The following is a 19,372-nucleotide window of genomic DNA, read 5'->3' as shown; positions in this document are numbered from 1 at the left end:
TAAAGTGGCTTATTATAAAAATTAAGCCCTGAAATCATAATGATTTTCAGGGCTTTTTGTTTAATTAATAGAGATAAAGATTAAGTGATTAACCTTACTCTTATTCAACCGTAATAATACGCATGCAGTTAGTAGAGCCAACGATATCCATCACGTCACCTTGAGTGATGATAACTTGGTCACCAGCACTTAATAGGCCTTTATCTTTTAATGCATTAATTGCAGCATATGTTGATGGTAAGCCAGAGCCTGCGCTTTCATCAAAGAATACTGGAGTAACACCACGGTAAAGTGCAGCACGATTTAGTGTACTTTCGTTACGTGATAATGCAAAGATTGGTAGGCCAGAGCTAAGGCGTGACATCATTAATGGTGTACGACCAGATTCAGTCAACGTGATCATCGCTGTGATGCCTTCCATGTGATTTGCTGCATACATAGTAGACATTGCAATCGTTTCTTCTGGAGTCGTGAAACGACGATCTAAACGGTGGTTAGACACATTTACTGTAGGTACTTTTTCTGCACCAATACATACACTTGCCATAGACATCACTGTCTCAACAGGGAAGTCACCCGCAGCTGTTTCTGCAGAAAGCATTACCGCATCCGAGCCATCAAGTACGGCGTTAGCAACGTCCATTACTTCAGCACGAGTTGGCATTGGGCTTGTGATCATTGATTCCATCATTTGCGTTGCAGTAATAACAGTACGGTTAAGACTACGAGCACGGCGGATAAGTTGTTTTTGAACACCCACTAACTCAGGATCGCCAATTTCAACACCCAGGTCACCACGAGCAACCATTACAACGTCAGATGCCATGATGATGTCATCCATTGCTTCTTCTGTAGCAACGGTTTCAGCACGCTCAACTTTAGCGACTAATTTTGCTTCAAGACCTGCTTCACGAGCTAAACGACGAGCGTAGTTCATGTCTTCGCCGTTGCGTGGGAAAGAAACTGCTAGGTAATCAACTTTCATCGCAGCAGCTGTGATGATGTCAGCTTTGTCTTTTTCAGTCAGTGCGTCAGCAGAAAGACCGCCGCCTTGTTTGTTGATACCTTTGTTGTTTGATAAAGGACCAGCAACGGTTACTTCAGTGTGAACCTTGTTACCTTCAACAGAAGTTACTTTTAGTTGAACTCGACCATCATCAAGAAGAAGTACGTCACCAGTAACAACATCTTGTGGAAGTTCTTTATAATCTAAACCTACAGAGTCTTGATTACCTTCGCCTTTTGGTAAATCGCTATCTAGTGTGAATTTATCACCAATAGCCAGTTGAATTTTACCGTCTTTGAACGTAGATACGCGAATTTTAGGACCTTGAAGGTCACCAAGAATAGCAACGTGAGTACCTAGTTTAGCCGCAATTTCACGTACTTTCTTAGTGCGCATGATGTGGTCTTCTGGGCTACCGTGTGAAAAGTTCATTCGAACAACGTTTGCACCCGCGGCAATGATTTTTTCAAGGTTATTATCACGATCAGTTGCAGGGCCAAGAGTGGTAACGATTTTTGTTCTACGTAGTCTGTTAGACATATTATCTCCAAAATGGATGTTATTGTGTTTATTCTGTGATCCACTAAACATATATCGAGAATGATGACAATTCCATGATTCAAACAAGGAAATTGTAAAAAAGTATCACGCAATCGCTAAATATTTGTGTGTTTGTATAGAAAGTCGCCAATTTCTTTTGATGCAGGTTTCAATACAAAGTTCGGTAGCTCGTGGTTTTTGGCTGATAGGCTGCAAGGCAATCGTAACATCGTCCAATAATTTTATATTCTCAAGCAGGGTATCTAGTTGCTCAATGTCTTTTGTTGTTCCCACTGGATGTTTAATTTCGTTTGCGCGCATTAAGGCTTGTTCTAATACAGGAAGCTTACCTTTCATATTGATTTTTGGTGACACTGTCACCCACGTGCTAACTGAGGTCAAAATAGGGTAGGTACCACTGGTTTCTATCTGACAACGGTAACCATGTTGTTCTAACTCTTCTGTTAATGGTGTTAAATCATACATGCATGGCTCACCACCCGTTATAACGATATGCTTTGCTGTATAACCTTGTTCATTAAGCATGTTTATGATTTGAGTGCTTGTTAGCTCTGTCCAGCTTGGCGCATCTTCTTTTTTCGCTAAAATTGTTGCTAAATCTGTTTTATCACTTAGCTCAACTTCCCACGTTTGTTTGGTATCACACCAAGAGCAACCAACAGGACAGCCTTGTAAGCGTAAGAAAATAGAAGGAACTCCGGTGAATGTACCCTCACCTTGAATGGTTTCGAATAACTCATTAATTTTAAATGATGGCGCTGACATAATTATTTTACTCAAATAAAAAACTATAAAAAATCGTAGGTGAAATACGTGCAAAAGTCGCATTTTCAGTAAATATTTCATAATCTTCGTGATACTTATCACGTAGGTTAATACTTAGACTTCACAATTTGTTCGCAAAGTAAAAAAATGAAATTAGACACAAATTTATTTACTGGAGATACACATGTACGTGGCCCAACCCGGACACATTGATCACTTAAAACAAGTAAATGCTGGACGGGTTTATAAGCTTATTGACCAACTTGGTCCTATCTCTCGAATAGACCTTTCTAAACAAAGTAATTTAGCTCCGGCTAGTATTACTAAAATTACACGCGAATTGCTTGACGCACACCTTATCAAAGAAATGCAGGTACAAGAAGCAAATAGTCGTGGTCGACCTGCGATTGGTTTAGAAGTTGATAATGAAGGCTGGCAGTTTTTGTCTTTACGGTTAGGACGAGGCTACCTTACTATCGCGTTGCACAGTCTTGGCGGTGAGCAAATTATTGAAGAAAGGCAAACGATTAAAGAAATAGAACAAGATGAGTTACTCGCGAAGTTACTTGCCGAGATTGAACTATTCTTTCAAAAACATTCTCGTATTTTAGGCAGGATAACAAGTATTTCAGTCTCTTTACCGGGGTTAGTTATTTCTTCTGAAGGGCTTGTTATTCAAATGCCACATTACAACGTGAATAATTTGCCTCTTGGTCCTAAAATTTATGAAGCTACAGGTTTGCCTGTCTTTATTGGTAACGACACTCGTAGTTGGGCATTAGCTGAAAAGTTGTTTGGTAACTCTCAAAGTTATGATAATTCAATTCTTGTTTCCATTCATCACGGTGTTGGTGCCGGTATCATAATGAATGGTGAAGTCCTACAAGGTAGAACGGGTAATATTGGTGAGATGGGGCACATCAAAATCAATAAATTAGGCGCTCGTTGTCATTGTGGTAATTCAGGTTGTCTTGAAACCGTAGCCAGTGCTAAAGCGCTTAGAGATCAAGTAACAAACCTGATTAATAATGGGCACCAAACGTCATTGAAAGGCAATGTGATTACGATAGAAAATATTTGTCTAGCTGCTAATGAAGGCGATATTTTAGCAAAACAAGTCATTACTGAGTTAGGGCATAATCTTGGTGAAGCGATTGCCATTATGGTGAACTTGTTTAACCCTGAAATTGTATTGATTGGTGGTGAGATAAACCTTTCTAAAGAACTTCTTTATCCTGTTATAATGGATGCAATACAAAATCAAGTATTGCCTTTGTATGCTAAAGATACAAAGTTAGTTGAAAGCCGTTTTTATACACAAGCGACAATGCCGGGAGCTGCGCTTGTTAAGCAAGCAATGTTTGATGGGTCATTACTGATGAAAGTGATTGAAGGCTAAAATATTACTGTATGTATGGAAACAAAGGAGCAGCCACTAAGCTGCTCTTTTTATTTGACTATCTTTTCAAACCATTGAGATAAGTTTCTAATGATTGCCTAAAAGAATTAGTATTAATCTGCAACTAGACTTCGCTTTTTAGAAACTCAACAAACGTATCAATATCTTGTTTTGAAATATCTTTATGAGTAACAAAACGAATAGGGTTACCAGCAGAAATTAAAATATCTTTCTCTTGAGCGTGTTGAACAATCGTATGTATATCGACTTTGTTATCTAAGCGAGCAAATACAATGTTAGTTTGAATGTGCTCTACATTGACCGAAAATCCACTCACATTATTAAGTTGTTCTGCTAAATATTTAGCATTGCTATGATCGACCGCGAGTTGTGGAACTTGTTCAGTTAAAGCAAGTTTACCAGCAGCAGCTAGAATTCCTGCCTGACGCATGCCGCCGCCCAACATTTTTCTAATGCGCCGTGCTTTTTGGATATACTCTTTAGTGCCCAATAATAAAGAGCCAACAGGTGCTGATAAGCCTTTCGATAAACAAATAGTCATACTATCAAAATGCTGTGCAATCTCTTTAATATCGACATTTAGTGCGACTGCGGCGTTATATACACGGGCGCCATCAAGGTGAAGTTGTAAATTATGCTTATTTACGAACTCACGAGCTTCGGCTAAATAGCTAAGAGGGAGGACTTTACCATTAATGGTATTTTCTAAGCTAAGCAGCTTGGTTCGTGCAAAATGAAAGTCATCTGGTTTAATCGCAGCTTCTAGCTTTTGAAAGCATAATGAACCATCAGGGTTATTCTCTACTGGTTGAGGTTGGATTGATCCTAAAACTGCTGCGCCACCGGCTTCATATTTGTAATTATGCGCTTGTTGGCCACATAAATATTCATCACCACGTTCACAGTGGGCCATCAAACCTAAAAGGTTCGCTTGAGTACCTGATGAGGTGAAAAGAGCCGCTTCAAAGCCATGTCGCTCTGCTGTCCATGCCTCAAGTTCATTTACTGTTGGGTCATCTCCATACACATCATCGCCAACTAAGGCGTTTGCCATTGCATCACGCATGGTTTGGGTTGGTCTTGTTACTGTATCTGAGCGAAAATCAATCATGTTACTTCCTTGCGTTAACCGTAATGTTTAAAATATCATTAGGCTGTTATTATTTTAGTGCTATTTTTATAGACGATAGCATAGTGTTTATGTATGTGAAAATAATGTCGACCACATCTTTTTACATACGCCAGCGACTAATATGACTCACTTCTGATTAAAAGATCTTAGTGATAGAGTTAAAGGTAACGATAAAAAAATGCATATCAAAAAGAGCAAAATTTCTAAATTACGACTAATTGATTAGTTAAAGTGATTGTTTATTAAGCGATTATGGAAATATGTAACTATAATGAGTAAAGGAATTACATTATACTCAATATCATATACGATCAGAATTGTAAGGGAATGTAATGCAAGGTAACTCAATAAGAACCAGTGCAGAGCGCGCATTGTTATCAGAAAGAATCCAAAAACTGACAACCGCCTTGTCTGATGGTGTATATGAGAGAGAAGACACAATGAGGCTGTGTTTGCTTGCCGCGCTTGCGGGAGAAAGTGTTTTCTTGCTTGGTCCTCCAGGTATAGCAAAAAGCTTAATTGCAAAGCGTTTAATTAAGGCTTTTGATAACAGCAGTTATTTTGAGTATTTAATGACGCGGTTCTCAACACCAGAAGAAGTCTTTGGTCCATTATCAATTCAAGAATTAAAAGACAATGGTAAGTATGTACGTTTGACTGAAGGTTATTTACCTAATGCTCAGGTTGTATTTTTAGATGAGATCTGGAAAGCAGGCCCTGCAATCTTAAATACTTTACTAACCGTTGTTAATGAAAAAACATTTAAAAATGGCAGTGAAATTCTTCCCGTTCCTATGCGATTATTGATTTCTGCATCTAATGAACTACCAGATGAAGACAGCGGTTTGGATGCACTTTACGATCGAATGTTAGTTCGCGTGTTCGTGAATCGTATTCAAAATAAAAACAATTTTAAGTCGATGTTAATGACTGGGACGATTCAAGAAACAGAAGTAGATCCGTCATTAGTCGTTACAGATACAGAGTATCATCAATGGCAAAAAGAGTTTGATGGCTTAACTCTATCTGAAGAAGTATTCGAAAAGCTTTTTGAACTTAAATCAATGCTAGAGAAACATAACTCATCTTATGATGATGATCTTTATGTATCCGATCGCCGTTGGAAAAAATCAGTAAAACTACTGAAAGCATCGGCATTTTTCAGTGGACGTGATGAAATTAATCCAATGGATCTGTTGTTGCTGCAAGACTGTTTATGGACTACGCCTGAAAACCGTGAACAAGTAAGGGACAGCATTCGAAAATTTGCTTCAGAAAAAGCATTTGATCAAAAAAATGTATCGATGAATATTGAGATGATACAAGCTGATGTTATTGAGATGGAAGCGGCGATATTAGTTGAACAAAGTATTAATTTTCATATTGAAGCTACGGGTAATCGATTAATGAAAAAAGAAAGCTTTGAATTTGATTTCCATAAAGGTAAAAGATACAGCGTAGGTTCTGCTCATCAATTAATTAAGTTAGTTATGCTGCAATCGAATATGTCTGTTTCAGAGAGTGAAAAGGGCGATAGCCGTTGGGTTTATGTAAATCCTGATGACATATCAAAGCAAATGAAAGAAGGCAAAGCTGTTGTTTATGGTTATGTGAATCAAAATCCAAATTTATGCGCGTTGAATTTAGAATTGGATGCAGATTCCAGGTTGGTAATCAAAGATATCGCAAATCGCTCTGTTCTTGTTGGTATGGTCGGTCATAATAATCCAGAGCAAAGCCAATTTGAAGAGTGGGAACAGAGTATTGCTTTAAACAATTCAAAATTGAATGAGGCTGATCATCAGTTAAGAAAAAGTAGAACTCAATTCCATGCGGCACTTCCACATAACTTTATTGAAGAGAATTTACCGTCTGTTATTGAAAGTAGTCTACAGTTATTAGCTCAACGAATTGAAGATTGTAAAACTCAATTTGAGAGCACAAGCCGTAGAGTACTAAACTTTAGTGAATATTACTCTTAGTATAATCATGTATTATTACTCATAAGGAAATGTATGTTAGGTGCTGACGCGTTAAATTTAGTTATGATGGTTGCAGAATCAGGGATGATAGATTCTTCGATCGCGGAGGTTTTATCTAGACCTCAATTTTTAACTGCAGCGAAATCAAACCCTAACATTAAGCCAACCATTAAAAATCATATTTTAAAATGGAGAGGTAAGGTTAAACACAAAATGACAAAAGTGTGTGAGACTGAACGTATTCAAGAAGAGTTGGCATTATATCAAGAAGTAATTCATTGGACCGAAGATGAGTTTTATCAGAAAATAGATAGTGTTGTTATTAAGTTAGAATGGCACTCCTCATTTTATATTGAAGCGAGTAAGTTGATTAACAACAACAAGGGGTTAATTAATCCAATGTTTCCTCGTTTCTTTTGTGAACGTTGGTATGAAAGCCTTTCTGATGCAATTAAGAAAGCACAGCTGACAGAATTAAAAGAAGATAAAGAGAAACTACTTGCCGACCTGTATCAGCGTATTGAGACCTTAAAAACAATGGAATCAGTAACGGCTGAAGGGGATGAGGCTAAGATTGGAAAGTTATGGGACATGGCATCAGCCAAGTTAACTAAATCCAATGTTGATATTATGAAGCTTCACGCACGTTTTTTAAGCAAAAATAAAGGGCTACAAGATATTGCTTCCAAACTTGGACGCATGGCAAATGAAGCGCCAAATCATGACCGATCTCAAGCTTTGGCTGAAGAAGTCAAAGTGGTGGAAGAGAAAAGTGATTTTGTTACTGATGATATTGTAGGTATACAAGAAGGGGATGATCTGAGTCGTTTATTACCCAATGAAACTCTATTTTTATCTCACCCTGAACTTGAGGTTATTTTTTATCAGCATCTTGTAGACAAACGTTTGATGAATTATCGAATGGAAGGGGCTGATAGAAAACTGCGGAAAGTTACCGCACACTCTAGAGCTGCAAGTGACGCATTAATTGAAAAGGGGCCTTTTGTTGTTTGTGTTGACGCATCAGGTTCAATGAGTGGCTTTCCTGAACAATGCGCTAAAGCATTGGCGTATGGGTTAATGCAAATAGCATTAGCGGAAGAAAGAGATTGTTATGTCATCTTATTTTCTACCCAACAAATTACCTATGAGTTAACAAAGCAAGATGGTTTGAAAGAGGTTGCGGATTTTTTATCGTATAAATTTCACGGTGGTACAGATTTAGAGCCGGTACTTGAGCAGTCGATTCAACTTATGCATGGTGATAAGTATAAAAACGCCGATTTGGTCGTATTGTCTGACTTTATCGCCCCGACGCAATCAGAGCATATTGATGCAATGGTTCAAGAAGTGAAACAACATCAGAATCGTTTTCATGCGGTTTGTTTATCTAAATATGGTAATCCAGCATTAATGGCGATGTTTGATCATACATGGTCTTATCATCCATCAATGCTAGGTAGATTAACGCAAATCAGATAATGCGTTATTCCCCATCTTTCACAAAGCGAACTTTACTAAAACCTAATTTAGTGAAGTAGCTGTGACGGAAGTCCTTCACTGCACCAGGATTGCTTGATGCCATTTCTACTTGTTTTAGCATGGTATCAAATTTAGAGATATCAATACCTTCAGCAGCTGCTGCTGCCTCAAATGGACCGTGAAATTCACGGAACGAGAAAGCAATTTCTTTCGTTTCTGATTTGTAGGTGTAACGAACGGTACGAGCCATTATTATTCCTCAAAAAAGGATGGCCGTAACCATCCTTTCTATTAATTACTTTTTGAATATTTCAGCAAGTTCACGTTTCATGATTGGATCACGACGTGCTTTTTTAATTTGCTTAACAAGGTCTTTAACACAGTTGTGTAAAACTTGATCAAGCAGCTGAGAGCGGTATTCCGCTTGTGCATCTTCATCCATGTTTTCAGGAAGTTCGATAGTTTCGAATTCCGCCATGAAATCATAACCAGCGTAGCTTTGGCTTAAAGAAACTAATGCGTGAAATTGCTCAAAATTGTCTAATACTTTTTGAGCACTTGCTGGCATTTCATCCCAAGATTCACGAACAGCAATTTCAGCTACTTCATGAACAGAAACAAGCATGTGCCACATTTCTTCAGGAACGCTTTCAAACTCAATTACTTTTTTAAGTTCTGGAGAGATAGTTGCTAAATCAATAGCCTCTTTTTGTGTGTTTTCAACTTCAGACATGGGCATTTCTCATCATATAAAAAATAAATGGTAACCAGACCAAAAAAAATGTCAATTCTATTCATTGCTGTATAGGAAAATAGCGCCCTAATTGTTCTATTTAGAAGCAAAAAAAAGGAATAAAGGTCACAAAAGAAGGGTTTAAAGTAAAGATATTGTCATCTAGGCCGCTAAAAGAGGTAGGAATATTATTACTCGGGTTAATCATGCTTAAAATTTTATCACTATGTACTTCATTGTTACTGATCGGTTGTGCTCCAATGGGGAACAATTTATTAGATACCGCTCCTAAGACTAAAGATGATACACCATTTCCAACATTTGAAGATCCTACTAATCAAACATTAGAAAAAGGTGAATCCGTTGATGCTGAAGTAACAAGCCCATTAACAGGACCGAATGGTGAATTGAAAGACGATGATATGAGAAAAGTGGCTAATCAGCTTTCTGAGCTTGGTGTTATTTATCATGAAGTCAATGGTGATCAGCTTGTTATTAGTATTCAAGAGAAAGTACATTTCTCAAGTGCCAAGGCAGAGTTAACGCCGTTGGCTAAAAATTTATTAAATAAACTGATATCTGTTATGGCTACGAAACCGGAACTTGCTTTAGTTTTAGATGGGCACACAGATAAAACTGGTAATCCGGATAGTAATCAGAACCTGTCAGAAATGCGCTCTAACGAAGTTCGACGTTACCTATTAGCAAATAGACTGGATGCAGGTCAATTGTATTCTCGTGGGTTTGGTGAGTATCTTCCATTATGCGATAACGAAACGATGTTAGGCCGTAAGTGTAATCGTCGTGTTGAAATTACAATATTAAAGATTCATTGGTAAAGATAAGATTAAAGATAGAGTAAACCAGATAAGGATATATCCCTATCTGGTTTACTTGCATTTTACTGAGCAGATATTGGTTGCTCTTGGTACGCCTTAGTACCCCACAGTGGAACAGTTGACAGACTATGTTTAAAGCTGCCTTCGGTCTCCTTTGTTGTGTAAGACAGATAGAGTAGGGTTTGATTTTCAGCATCGTAGATGCGTCTAACCTTCATTGATTTGAAGAAAATACTCTTAGATTGTTTAAATACCACTTCACCTGATTTAGATTTATCGATTGTTGCAATCATCTCAGGTGTGATATCACCCGTTTGGCGACATGAAATAGAGCTATCACTCGGATCTGCAAGGCTGAAGTCAGCTTCAACTGATGCAATGTGACAAGTAATGCCTGGGATTTTGTCATCATCCAAGTTTGAAACTTTGATATCTTTCATGGTGAACATACCTAGTGATACGTCACCGACTTCATTATCTGAACAAGCGGTAAGCATTGCGGTCAGACTTAGAGCAAAAATAATTTTTTTCATTAAAGATTCTCTGATTTTAAACGATATAGATGAGTGTAGCATAAGTGTTATTCGATTTGAGCATGGCACGATACTAAAAATATAAATGATGTCATGATGTTAGCATAGGGTAGTTAGGTGTATATGCGAACTTAAATGACAAATGGGTTTTTGAATTAGTCAAAAGTGTATTAGTATCTATTCTATAAAATACACATGTGGAGATATATCTTGAAAAAACAAATAATTACAGCTGCTATTATGGTTCTTTTATTAAGTGGCTGCAGCTCTCCATCACAACCAAGTGTATGTGTTCCAGACTTTTGTAATATTTGGGGTCAATGATTTTTAATGCTTGATTTTTATTGTTAGATTCAACGTATCTATTTAATTTAATTAGGCTATAATCAACGAGTTCAAGACATTGTTAGGATTTTAGAATGAAAGTATGTGGCGTAGAGCTTAAAGGTAATGAAGCAATCATCTGTTTAGTTAATAAATCAGATGGCATGATTGACCTACCAGATTGTCGTGTTGCTAAATTTGATATTACTGAGCCATCTAAAACGGAATCTATCCGTGATTTTCAGTTTAAATTTAAAAAATTGATGGAAGACTACCAAGTAGAAACGGTTGTAATTAAAGAACGCGTTATGAAAGGTAAGTTTGCTGGCGGCGCTGTCGGCTTTAAATTAGAAGCTGCTATTCAGTTAATTGATGCTGTTGAAGTTGAAGTATTATCAGCAATGGATCAAAAAGCTAGCCTTAAACGCGCACCAGAAATGCTGCGAGTAAAAGAAGTTGGCCTTAAAGGTTATCAGCAAGAAGCGTATGAAACAGGTTTTGCTTTCTTAAACTTATAATTTTTTGATTATTAAAAGGATGGATTAACCATCCTTTTTTGTAGGTGCTTATGTCTATAGATTTGAATACATTCCATCAGCAAAAATTAACTTGGTTAGCGAATCAAGTTAATGTCGACTTTCCTACGCCTGAAAGTGTAAAAGGTCGCGATGTCTACTTAAATCAAGAGACTTTAGATTCGGAAGAATATACCTACCTTTCGCCAGTATTCCCTGAAAATATATCAATTTTATTAGTTACTGAGCATCGTTTAACTATCCGATGGGCAATGACGGTAGCGAGTCAATGGGATACAGAGTATGACGATGTACTCGAATTTCTAACTCAAGTAGATTTGTGTGACGATTATCAACTATTTATAGCTTTAGATGGTATGAAACCTGTTGCCGCATGTGTGTCTCAAGCTTCTGATGATGTCATGTATGTTTCTGATGTTGTAGTAACAAGTGATGTTTTGACTATTAATAGCTTTTTAAGTGCAGTCATGGAGCAACAAACTGCTTTAACAGGTCATACGTTTACGTCTTGTATTCGAACATAAGCCTGTTTACTAATAAGCTAACCATAATATGCGTTACTTTTTCTCATTCTTAATGGCTTTTTTATCTCTATATCCATCGATTTCTTTTGCGCGATTGGTAGAGACTGAAAAGCCCATTAATATTCTTATCCTACATTCTTATAGCCCGTCTTATGAGTGGACTATGAACATAGAGAAGGGGATTCAGAACACCATAAAAAATGCAGATAAAAATATACGTTTATCTATTGAGTATATGGATTCTAAACGTATTGATAATAAGCAATATCATGCAGAGTATCAGTACTATTTGAATATTAAATATAAAATAGATTACTTTGATGCCGTTATTGCCTCTGATGATAATGCACTCAATTTTTTAATTAAAAACGCCGACAACCTTTATCCTGACATTCCTATTGTAGCTGTTGGTATTAATAATCTTTCCCCAGATTTAGGTACCCTGAAAAATCGATTAACAATCTATTATGAGCGGGATCACATATCTAAAAACTTAGAATTGGCACAATCGCTTTTCCCTAACGTCAAAACGATATATTTATTAAGTGATGACAGCTTAACCTCTCAGTTAATTCGTAAGCATTTTTTATCTGAGGCTGAGAAGTTCGCTCAATTAACAGTTAAAGTTATCAATGATAAATCATTAGAAGAAGCTACAGCTTTCTTATCTACAGCCCCAAGAGATTCAGTTGCTTTTCTAACGCACTATAATACTGAATTAAACAAAGGCCGATATTATGATTATGCCGCTATTGCTTCGGTATTATCTAAAAATAGTGCTATCCCAATCTTTGTATTTTGGGAGCATTATATTGGCTATGGGGTTCTTGGTGGCTATGTAAATCGCTCTTATTCATTAGGTGTGCAATCGATTTTATCGCTTCGTCAGAAATTGAATTTTACGATAACAGAAAAGGTGTCTAATTTTCCTTCTGCATGGGAAGGCTATCTTTTCGATTCAAGCATGGTAGAGCATTTTCATTTAAAAAGGCAAGAATTACCTCATGCTTCGAGTGTCGTGAATGAACCTTATTCTTATCTGTATGAGCACAGAAATATCATTAGTGTCTCTACGCTATTAGTAGTAATGATGCTTGGCATTATCATTACTCAATATATTGCCATACTACGTAAGAAAGAATTAAATGAAAATAAATCACACATATTGGCTCTACAGAGAAAAACATTAACAGTGCAAAAAGAAATGATAGAAGTTTTAGGGGAGGCGATAGAAACGCGTTCTGGTGAAACCGGAAGTCATGTTCGCAGAGTTGCTAAAATGTCTTGGCTTCTAGGTAAAATTTATGGGTTACCTTTATCAGAATATGAATTAATAGAAGTTATTAGCCCTATGCATGATGTTGGTAAAATAGGGGTCTCAGAGGCTATATTAGATAAGCCAGGTAAATTAACCCAAGATGAAAGAAAAATAATAGAGCAGCATACTGTTATGGGTTATAACTTATTAAGTTCAGGGGGCGAAATTATGCAATCAGCAGCAAGGATAGCCTTAGAGCATCATGAACGGTGGGATGGAAAAGGGTACCCTAATCAACTAGTCGCTGATGAAATTTATATTTTTGCTCGTATTACAGCGATAACGGATGTATTCGATGCCTTGATGAGTAAGCGTTGCTATAAAGAGGCATGGCCTCTAGACAAAGTTATAGCGCTGTTTGAAAAAGAATGTGGTAAACAGTTTGATCCTAATTTGTGCCAACTGTTCTTAAATAACATTCAAAAATTTGTTGATATTAGACAGGAATACCCTGATTAAATTGTATGAGATTACTCATCATTTAAACGAAACAAAGCCCGATAAAGTGATGTAGCGGGCTTTTTATTACTATTTAAACTATACCAATTGTAGTAAATAACTGATCATCGTAGCTGGTTAAAATGCTGAATCTGCTTACTTACTGTGATTAGTATTATCCAATAAAGCTAATGTAAGTTTGTAAAATAATCAAATTTACGATATCAATGAAAAACGCACCGACAATAGGAACAACCATAAACGCTTGTGGTGATGGTCCAAAACGAGAGACGAGTGAGCCCATGTTCATCACCGCTGTTGGTGTCGCGCCTAGACCAAACCCACAGTGACCGCCAGCCATTACCGCAGCATCATAATTTGACCCCATAACGCGGAATGTAACAAAATATGAAAACAACGCTAGGACTACGGTTTGAACTGAAAGAATAATCAGTAATGGAATCGCTAAATCGAAGATATTCCACAGCTTTAAGCTCATTAATGCCATTGCTAAGAACAGGGCAAGTGAAACCGTACCTAAAATATCAACTGTTTCAGTATCAATTTTATGGATCTTAGTAACTTCAGTGATATTCGTAATGAATACACCGATAAATAATGCATAGACAAAATCAGGAATTTTCAGCCATGAGATATCAAAGGTAGCAACAAAATCACCAAGGTATCCGGCACCAACAACACAAAGTAAAAGAACAAATAATGTTTCAATTACTTTTTTAGCGGTAACTTTATCTTCTTCACGTTCATTATAGGTAACAAGCTCAGGGAAGCGGCTATGAGTATCAACCCCTGTGCCATACTCTGATTCTAGTTTATGTTTATGGATAAGTTTTTGTGCAATTGGGCTACCAATTAAACCACCCATAATTAAACCAAAGGTTGCTGATGCCATTGCTAGTTCTAGTGTGTTTAAATGATAAGTCTCAGCAAATGTTTGTGACCACGCAGCGCCTGTACCATGACCACCAGATAGGGTAATTGAACCAGCAATTAATCCCATCAGAGGATCTAGTCCCATCATGCTTGCCAAGCTGACGCCAATTCCGTTTTGGATAATGATGTAAACAGAAGCAACTGCAAGAAAAATAAAGACTTTCGTGCCTCCTTTTATTAATTGCTTATAGTTAGCAGCCAAGCCGACTGTACTAAAGAACATTAGCATGAATGTACTTTGTAAAGGCAGTGAGAACTGTAAGTTAATACCTTTAAAATGGAGAGCGGTGATAGCAACCGCGACGATCAATCCGCCAATAATTGGCTCTGGGATATTATATTTTTTAAATAGCACAACTTTTGAATTGACCAAGTTGCCGAGAAAAAGCACCGCAATGGCAATTAAAAATGATTCAAGTGCGCCAATAGATAGAGTGTTTGACATAGTACTCCTAAGTTGAAATATCGATTCTTAGTTTCGTCTACAATAGTTAGCTTTTCGAAAAAAAATGAAGAATAAATGTATTTTAATGCATTATTCTGAATGATATTGTCTAATTTCAGGGACGGATAGTAGCATTTTTATCAACACTAGTGGGTTAATGTGGAGTAAAATATATAAACACACTGTTATCATTAAAGAATAATGTAAGTTTATTAGTAACTATTCATCGTAAAAAAGAACAATACTTCCGCCGCGAAGTGCACTACCTACGTTAAATGTGAACCCAATACCGACATTATCAACCAGAGATATCCATTTTCTCGTATCGATTAACCATGCAATATTGAACTCATAATAGAAATCAGTGCCAAGAGGCTCGTTCACATCACCACCTAGATCGACACGCTTCGCTTTTAAGTATAGAACTTGAGCAAAACGATTCCAATGAGCCATGTTATATCTTAATTGTAGACTATTTACAAAACGCCAGACTTCTGGATTTACATCTGAGCTAAAATCAGCAGAGCCACCAAAACCTTGACCATAAGCATAATGATAGCTGTTATTGAAACGCCATTCTCCCCAATCAGTTTCTTTTTTATACTGAAAGGTGATTTTAGGTTCAATCATGAAGGTATTACTTGAGACATTAAAAAAAGTACCATCAAAGTAGGGAGCTAAAGACTGACTAAATGCAGAGTTATACTTGTGGGTGTTTTTATAATGCATTAGGTGAAAAGCATTCCCCAATGAAATGGTCCAATTTTCATAAAACTCATAATTTTGAGCATATTCGGCATATAAGCCGAAAACTTCATCAACATCTGAATCTGGTAAAGATTTATCTTTGATCTCCATATCCACATCAGTATTTACATAAGAAGCACGAAGCGTTATTTCATGTGACCAAAGTGAATCAGGATCGTCGGTTAATGTAAATGTATAGGGAAGGGAGTAAACAGTCATTTGATTGCGAAGCTCAACAGAATCAGAACTTCCAATATTTTCATTATCACTTTCGAAGTAGTTATTTGGATTAAAATCGGCGATCCCGAATGTGATCATGTTGCTATCAGATAAAACAAGTGAGGCTGCGAAAGCTTGCTCGACTTGTCTTTCTGGCGTTAACTTACGAGCGATAGCTTTCTCTGTAACTAGATTTAATAACAAAATAATTAAGAGAGAATTTAATCCGCGCAATGTTTCAAGCCTTTTGGAAAGATATAAACATAATGTAGTAGAAAAAATAATAATTATCCACAAGAAATCAGTTTGTTATCTAATGTTTCGCAAAAATAACACGAAGAAAGAGAAGGCACAAAAAGTAAACATAAAATTGTACCTTCATTTAAAGTTGTTAGTTAGTCGCTAATGAATCCACCTGTCTGATGATTCCATAACTGGGCGTAAATACCACCTAGTTGTACTAACTCTTTATGTGTACCTTGTTCTACGACTTTGCCTTGATCCATTACCAATAATCTATCCATTGCAGCAATGGTTGACAAGCGGTGTGCAATTGCAATTACAGTCTTTCCTTTCATTAGCTCATCAAGACTGTCCTGAATTGCTGCTTCAACTTCTGAGTCTAAGGCAGAAGTTGCTTCATCTAAAATTAATAATGGTGCATCTTTGAGTAAAACTCGAGATATAGCAATTCGCTGACGCTGACCGCCAGACAATTTCACACCACGCTCGCCGACTTGGGCATCGTAACCTTTCTTACCATTAGAGTCGGTTAACGCTTCAATAAACTCATGGGCTTGAGCTTGTTTGGTTGCGATAAATAGATCTTCATCACTTGCATCAGGGCGACCGTATTTGATGTTATCTCTAATCGAACGATGCAGTAAGGAAGTATCTTGACTTACCATACCAATTTGACTGCGCAATGAATCTTGAGTCACATCTCTGAGATCATGGCCATCAATAGAAATAGAACCAGATTCTATATCATGGAAACGAAGCAACAAATTTACTAATGTTGATTTACCTGCTCCAGAACGACCGACTAGACCTATCTTTTCACCTGGTTTAATTTCAAGGTTAAGGTCATTAATTACCCCTTTATTTTCACCATAGTGGAAATTAACGTTATCGAACTTAATTGAGCCTTGAGTCACTTTTAACTCTGTTGCATCTGGCTTATCATTGATCGAAATTGGCTTTGAAAGTGTATTAATACCATCGGTAACCGTGCCTAGGTTTTCAAATAATGAGCTAATTTCCCACATTATCCAATGAGACATACCATTAACACGTAAAGCTAAGCTGATGGCAATCGCAATAGCGCCAATAGAAAGTACGTTATCAACCCACAACATAATAGATACAGCAGCAATAGAGAAGACCAAAAGGTAATTTATAATCTCAACTGAAATATTAATTCCTGTCGCTAAGCGCATTTGTTTATGCACCGTGCCCAAGAACTCTTCCATCCCTTCTTCTGCATATTCAGTTTCACGCTTGCTGTGGCTGAATAACTTCACGGTGTTAATGTTGGTATAGCTATCTACAATTCTACCTGTCATGGTAGAGCGTGCATCGGCTTGTTTCTCAGAAATCGCTTTTAGTTTAGGGACAAAATAGAATTGGATAGTAATATAAGCAGCAAGCCAAATAAGCATTGGAATCATTAGACGCCAATCAGCCTGGCCGACCATAACAACCATCGAGGTGAAATAAACTGAGATATAGACAAGCACGTCCAATAGCTTCATTACGGTTTCGCGAACGGCTAATGAGGTTTGCATTACTTTAGTGGCTATACGGCCCGCAAAATCATCAGAGTAGAATGATACACTTTGTTTTAATAAATAACGGTGTGCTTGCCAGCGGATCGCCATTGGGTAATTACCCAGCAAAGTTTGATGAGTAATTAAAGAGTGTATAAGAAGTAAAATAGGCACACCAATGACAACCAATAAACCTAACCAGATTAAAGTTTGGCCTTCTTGTGCTAAAAATGTGTCGCGATCATGTGTTGATAACCAATCAACTAATTGTCCCATAAAACCAAATAATGAGACCTCAATGATGGCAATAACAGCACTTAGTGATGACATTGCAATTAATGGAGTTTCAAACCCTTTGGTATAATGGCGACAAAATGCATAGAGCCCTTTAGGAGGCTGATCTGGTTCTTGCTTTGGAAAAGCGGTGGTGAGCCGTTCAAAGAAGTTAAACATACGTTAAGCCTTTAATTATTATATTGTTTCGAATTATTGTGAAATTGATTTTCTGAGAAATAACAGAGTATTCCCACATACTGTTAACATAACTCAAAAGTTCGACTTATGTAATTTATTTTGTAAATTAATCAATAAGTTTTCTTAAATAATTAGTACGATGAGACGCAGTAGAGGTATCATAAAAAGGATTTTATTAATTGCGAGCATTGTTATGAAAAAAATACCAACAAATATCATTACTGGTTTTCTCGGTGTAGGGAAAACGACAACCATTTTGCAATTACTTAAAAATAAGCCAGAAGGAGAGTCTTGGGCTGTTTTAGTTAATGAATTTGGTGAAGTTGGTATCGATGGTGCTTTTTTAACAGAAAGTGGGGCGATGGTTAAAGAGGTCCCTGGTGGCTGCATGTGCTGTACTGCGGGTTTACCTATGTCTGTAGGTATCAATGCATTATTACGCCAAAAACCAGATCGTTTGATTATTGAACCAACAGGCTTAGGTCATCCTAAGAAAATTATAGCTATTCTTCAATCTGAACATTATGAAAAATACATTGATTTAAAGTCAACCATTGGCCTTGTTGACCCTCGTAATTTGTCTAATGAGAAATACACAAGCAACCAGAATTTTAATGATCAGTTAAGTATTTCTGACGTGGTTGTTGCGACCAAAATGGACATTGCGTCCGATTATGATGAATGTTTATTTACTTCATGGGCAAAATCATTACCACACCAACCTAAAACCACCACGATTAACCATGGTGAGCTGCCTTCACATTGGTTAGATGAGAATAGAACGGTTGAATTAACGATTGAAGATCATCACCATCATCATGCAGAGCAAGAAATTGTTGAAATGATATTAGAGCCAGGACAAAAATTCTGTCGTAAAGAAAACAAAGGGCAGGGCTATGTGAGTTGTGGTTGGTTCTTTGGGGCTGAATCGGTATTTAATTTTGATGAGCTATTTTCAATGTTATCTGCGCTAACGGCTGAACGTGTTAAAGCGGTAATGAATACCAATAAAGGCTTTTATGCATTCAACGTCGCTAACGGTGTTGTTTCAGTTAATTTACTTAGTATTGATGGGATGGAATCAAAATTAGAAGTAATTGATAGTCAACTATTGCCTTGGGATCAGCTAGAGGAAGTGTTATTAAGTTTACTTATTGAAGAGTAGCAAGCT

At 37.1% G+C, this 19,372-nt stretch carries 17 protein-coding genes; 8 read left to right on the top strand and 9 right to left on the bottom strand.

The features are described from left to right. Positions 1-100: 100 nt before the first annotated feature. Both pyk and queE read right to left on the bottom strand, forming a co-directional pair. Positions 101-1,546: a pyruvate kinase gene (gene pyk / locus AC2IP4_RS20065; RefSeq protein WP_105056062.1), complete on the bottom strand. Its 1,446-nt coding sequence runs from the start codon at positions 1,544-1,546 to the stop codon at positions 101-103. Positions 1,547-1,651: 105 nt separating this feature from the next. Then, positions 1,652-2,332, bottom strand: a complete 681-nt coding sequence (queE, locus tag AC2IP4_RS20060; RefSeq protein ID WP_375320816.1) for a 7-carboxy-7-deazaguanine synthase QueE — start codon at positions 2,330-2,332, stop codon at positions 1,652-1,654. Between the two features lie 184 nt (positions 2,333-2,516). Between queE and mlc the strand changes: the two genes are divergently transcribed. Further along, positions 2,517-3,731 (top strand): sugar metabolism global transcriptional regulator Mlc, encoded by a 1,215-nt coding sequence (gene mlc / locus AC2IP4_RS20055; RefSeq protein ID WP_375320508.1) that lies wholly within the window; start codon positions 2,517-2,519, stop codon positions 3,729-3,731. Between the two features lie 124 nt (positions 3,732-3,855). On the opposite strand, the gene ltaE is transcribed toward mlc, so the two are convergent. Beyond that, positions 3,856-4,860: a low-specificity L-threonine aldolase gene (gene ltaE, locus AC2IP4_RS20050; RefSeq protein WP_375320817.1), complete on the bottom strand. Its 1,005-nt coding sequence runs from the start codon at positions 4,858-4,860 to the stop codon at positions 3,856-3,858. A 356-nt stretch (positions 4,861-5,216) separates the two neighbouring features. Between ltaE and AC2IP4_RS20045 the strand changes: the two genes are divergently transcribed. Beyond that, positions 5,217-6,866, top strand: coding sequence for an ATPase RavA domain-containing protein (locus tag AC2IP4_RS20045; protein ID WP_375320509.1), 1,650 nt, complete (start codon positions 5,217-5,219; stop codon positions 6,864-6,866). Between the two features lie 33 nt (positions 6,867-6,899). Further along, the gene (viaA, locus tag AC2IP4_RS20040) at positions 6,900-8,348 is read left to right on the top strand and encodes an ATPase RavA stimulator ViaA (RefSeq protein WP_375320510.1); all 1,449 of its coding nucleotides are present in this window, start codon (positions 6,900-6,902) and stop codon (positions 8,346-8,348) included. A gap of 4 nt (positions 8,349-8,352) precedes the next feature. On the opposite strand, the gene AC2IP4_RS20035 is transcribed toward viaA, so the two are convergent. Next, complete coding sequence (locus AC2IP4_RS20035) at positions 8,353-8,598, bottom strand: DUF2960 domain-containing protein (protein ID WP_105056056.1); 246 nt, start codon at positions 8,596-8,598, stop codon at positions 8,353-8,355. A 45-nt stretch (positions 8,599-8,643) separates the two neighbouring features. Next, entirely contained in the window at positions 8,644-9,081 is a 438-nt protein-coding gene (locus AC2IP4_RS20030) for a DUF3069 domain-containing protein (RefSeq protein WP_105056055.1), read from the bottom strand. A gap of 206 nt (positions 9,082-9,287) precedes the next feature. Here AC2IP4_RS20030 and AC2IP4_RS20025 point away from each other — a divergent pair, with 206 nt between their 5' ends. After that, on the top strand, positions 9,288-9,920 hold the full coding sequence (locus AC2IP4_RS20025) for an OmpA family protein (protein ID WP_486310942.1): 633 nt from the start codon (positions 9,288-9,290) through the stop codon (positions 9,918-9,920). 62 nt (positions 9,921-9,982) lie between these two features. On the opposite strand, the gene AC2IP4_RS20020 is transcribed toward AC2IP4_RS20025, so the two are convergent. Further along, positions 9,983-10,453 (bottom strand): CreA family protein, encoded by a 471-nt coding sequence (locus AC2IP4_RS20020; RefSeq protein WP_486310941.1) that lies wholly within the window; start codon positions 10,451-10,453, stop codon positions 9,983-9,985. 419 nt (positions 10,454-10,872) lie between these two features. Between AC2IP4_RS20020 and AC2IP4_RS20015 the strand changes: the two genes are divergently transcribed. The 3 genes from AC2IP4_RS20015 (at position 10,873) to AC2IP4_RS20005 (ending at position 13,614) form a co-directional block, all read left to right on the top strand. Beyond that, entirely contained in the window at positions 10,873-11,295 is a 423-nt protein-coding gene (locus AC2IP4_RS20015) for a DUF3010 family protein (protein WP_060993783.1), read from the top strand. Between the two features lie 50 nt (positions 11,296-11,345). Next, positions 11,346-11,837 carry a hypothetical protein gene (locus tag AC2IP4_RS20010; RefSeq protein WP_486310940.1) on the top strand — a complete coding sequence of 164 codons (492 nt, stop codon included), beginning with the start codon at positions 11,346-11,348 and terminating at the stop codon, positions 11,835-11,837. 163 nt (positions 11,838-12,000) lie between these two features. Next, a complete protein-coding gene (locus AC2IP4_RS20005; protein ID WP_375320515.1) occupies positions 12,001-13,614 on the top strand; it encodes an HD domain-containing phosphohydrolase in 1,614 nt (537 codons plus the stop codon). Positions 13,615-13,768: 154 nt separating this feature from the next. On the opposite strand, the gene gltS is transcribed toward AC2IP4_RS20005, so the two are convergent. The 3 genes from gltS to AC2IP4_RS19990 all read right to left on the bottom strand — a co-directional run bounded on the left by gltS (position 13,769) and on the right by AC2IP4_RS19990 (position 18,180). Then, positions 13,769-14,992 (bottom strand): sodium/glutamate symporter, encoded by a 1,224-nt coding sequence (gltS, locus tag AC2IP4_RS20000; RefSeq protein WP_375320516.1) that lies wholly within the window; start codon positions 14,990-14,992, stop codon positions 13,769-13,771. A gap of 219 nt (positions 14,993-15,211) precedes the next feature. Further along, a complete protein-coding gene (locus tag AC2IP4_RS19995) occupies positions 15,212-16,192 on the bottom strand; it encodes a Solitary outer membrane autotransporter beta-barrel domain (protein WP_375320517.1) in 981 nt (326 codons plus the stop codon). 161 nt (positions 16,193-16,353) lie between these two features. After that, a complete protein-coding gene (locus AC2IP4_RS19990; protein ID WP_375320518.1) occupies positions 16,354-18,180 on the bottom strand; it encodes an ABC transporter ATP-binding protein in 1,827 nt (608 codons plus the stop codon). 214 nt (positions 18,181-18,394) lie between these two features. On the opposite strand from AC2IP4_RS19990, the gene AC2IP4_RS19985 reads away from it, so the two are divergent. Continuing rightward, positions 18,395-19,366, top strand: a complete 972-nt coding sequence (locus tag AC2IP4_RS19985; RefSeq protein ID WP_375320519.1) for a CobW family GTP-binding protein — start codon at positions 18,395-18,397, stop codon at positions 19,364-19,366. Positions 19,367-19,372: the final 6 nt, after the last annotated feature.

Source organism: Aliivibrio thorii (genome assembly GCF_057368585.1).
Note: the sequence above shows the minus strand (reverse complement) of the source record. Positions and strands in the feature narration are given on the sequence as shown.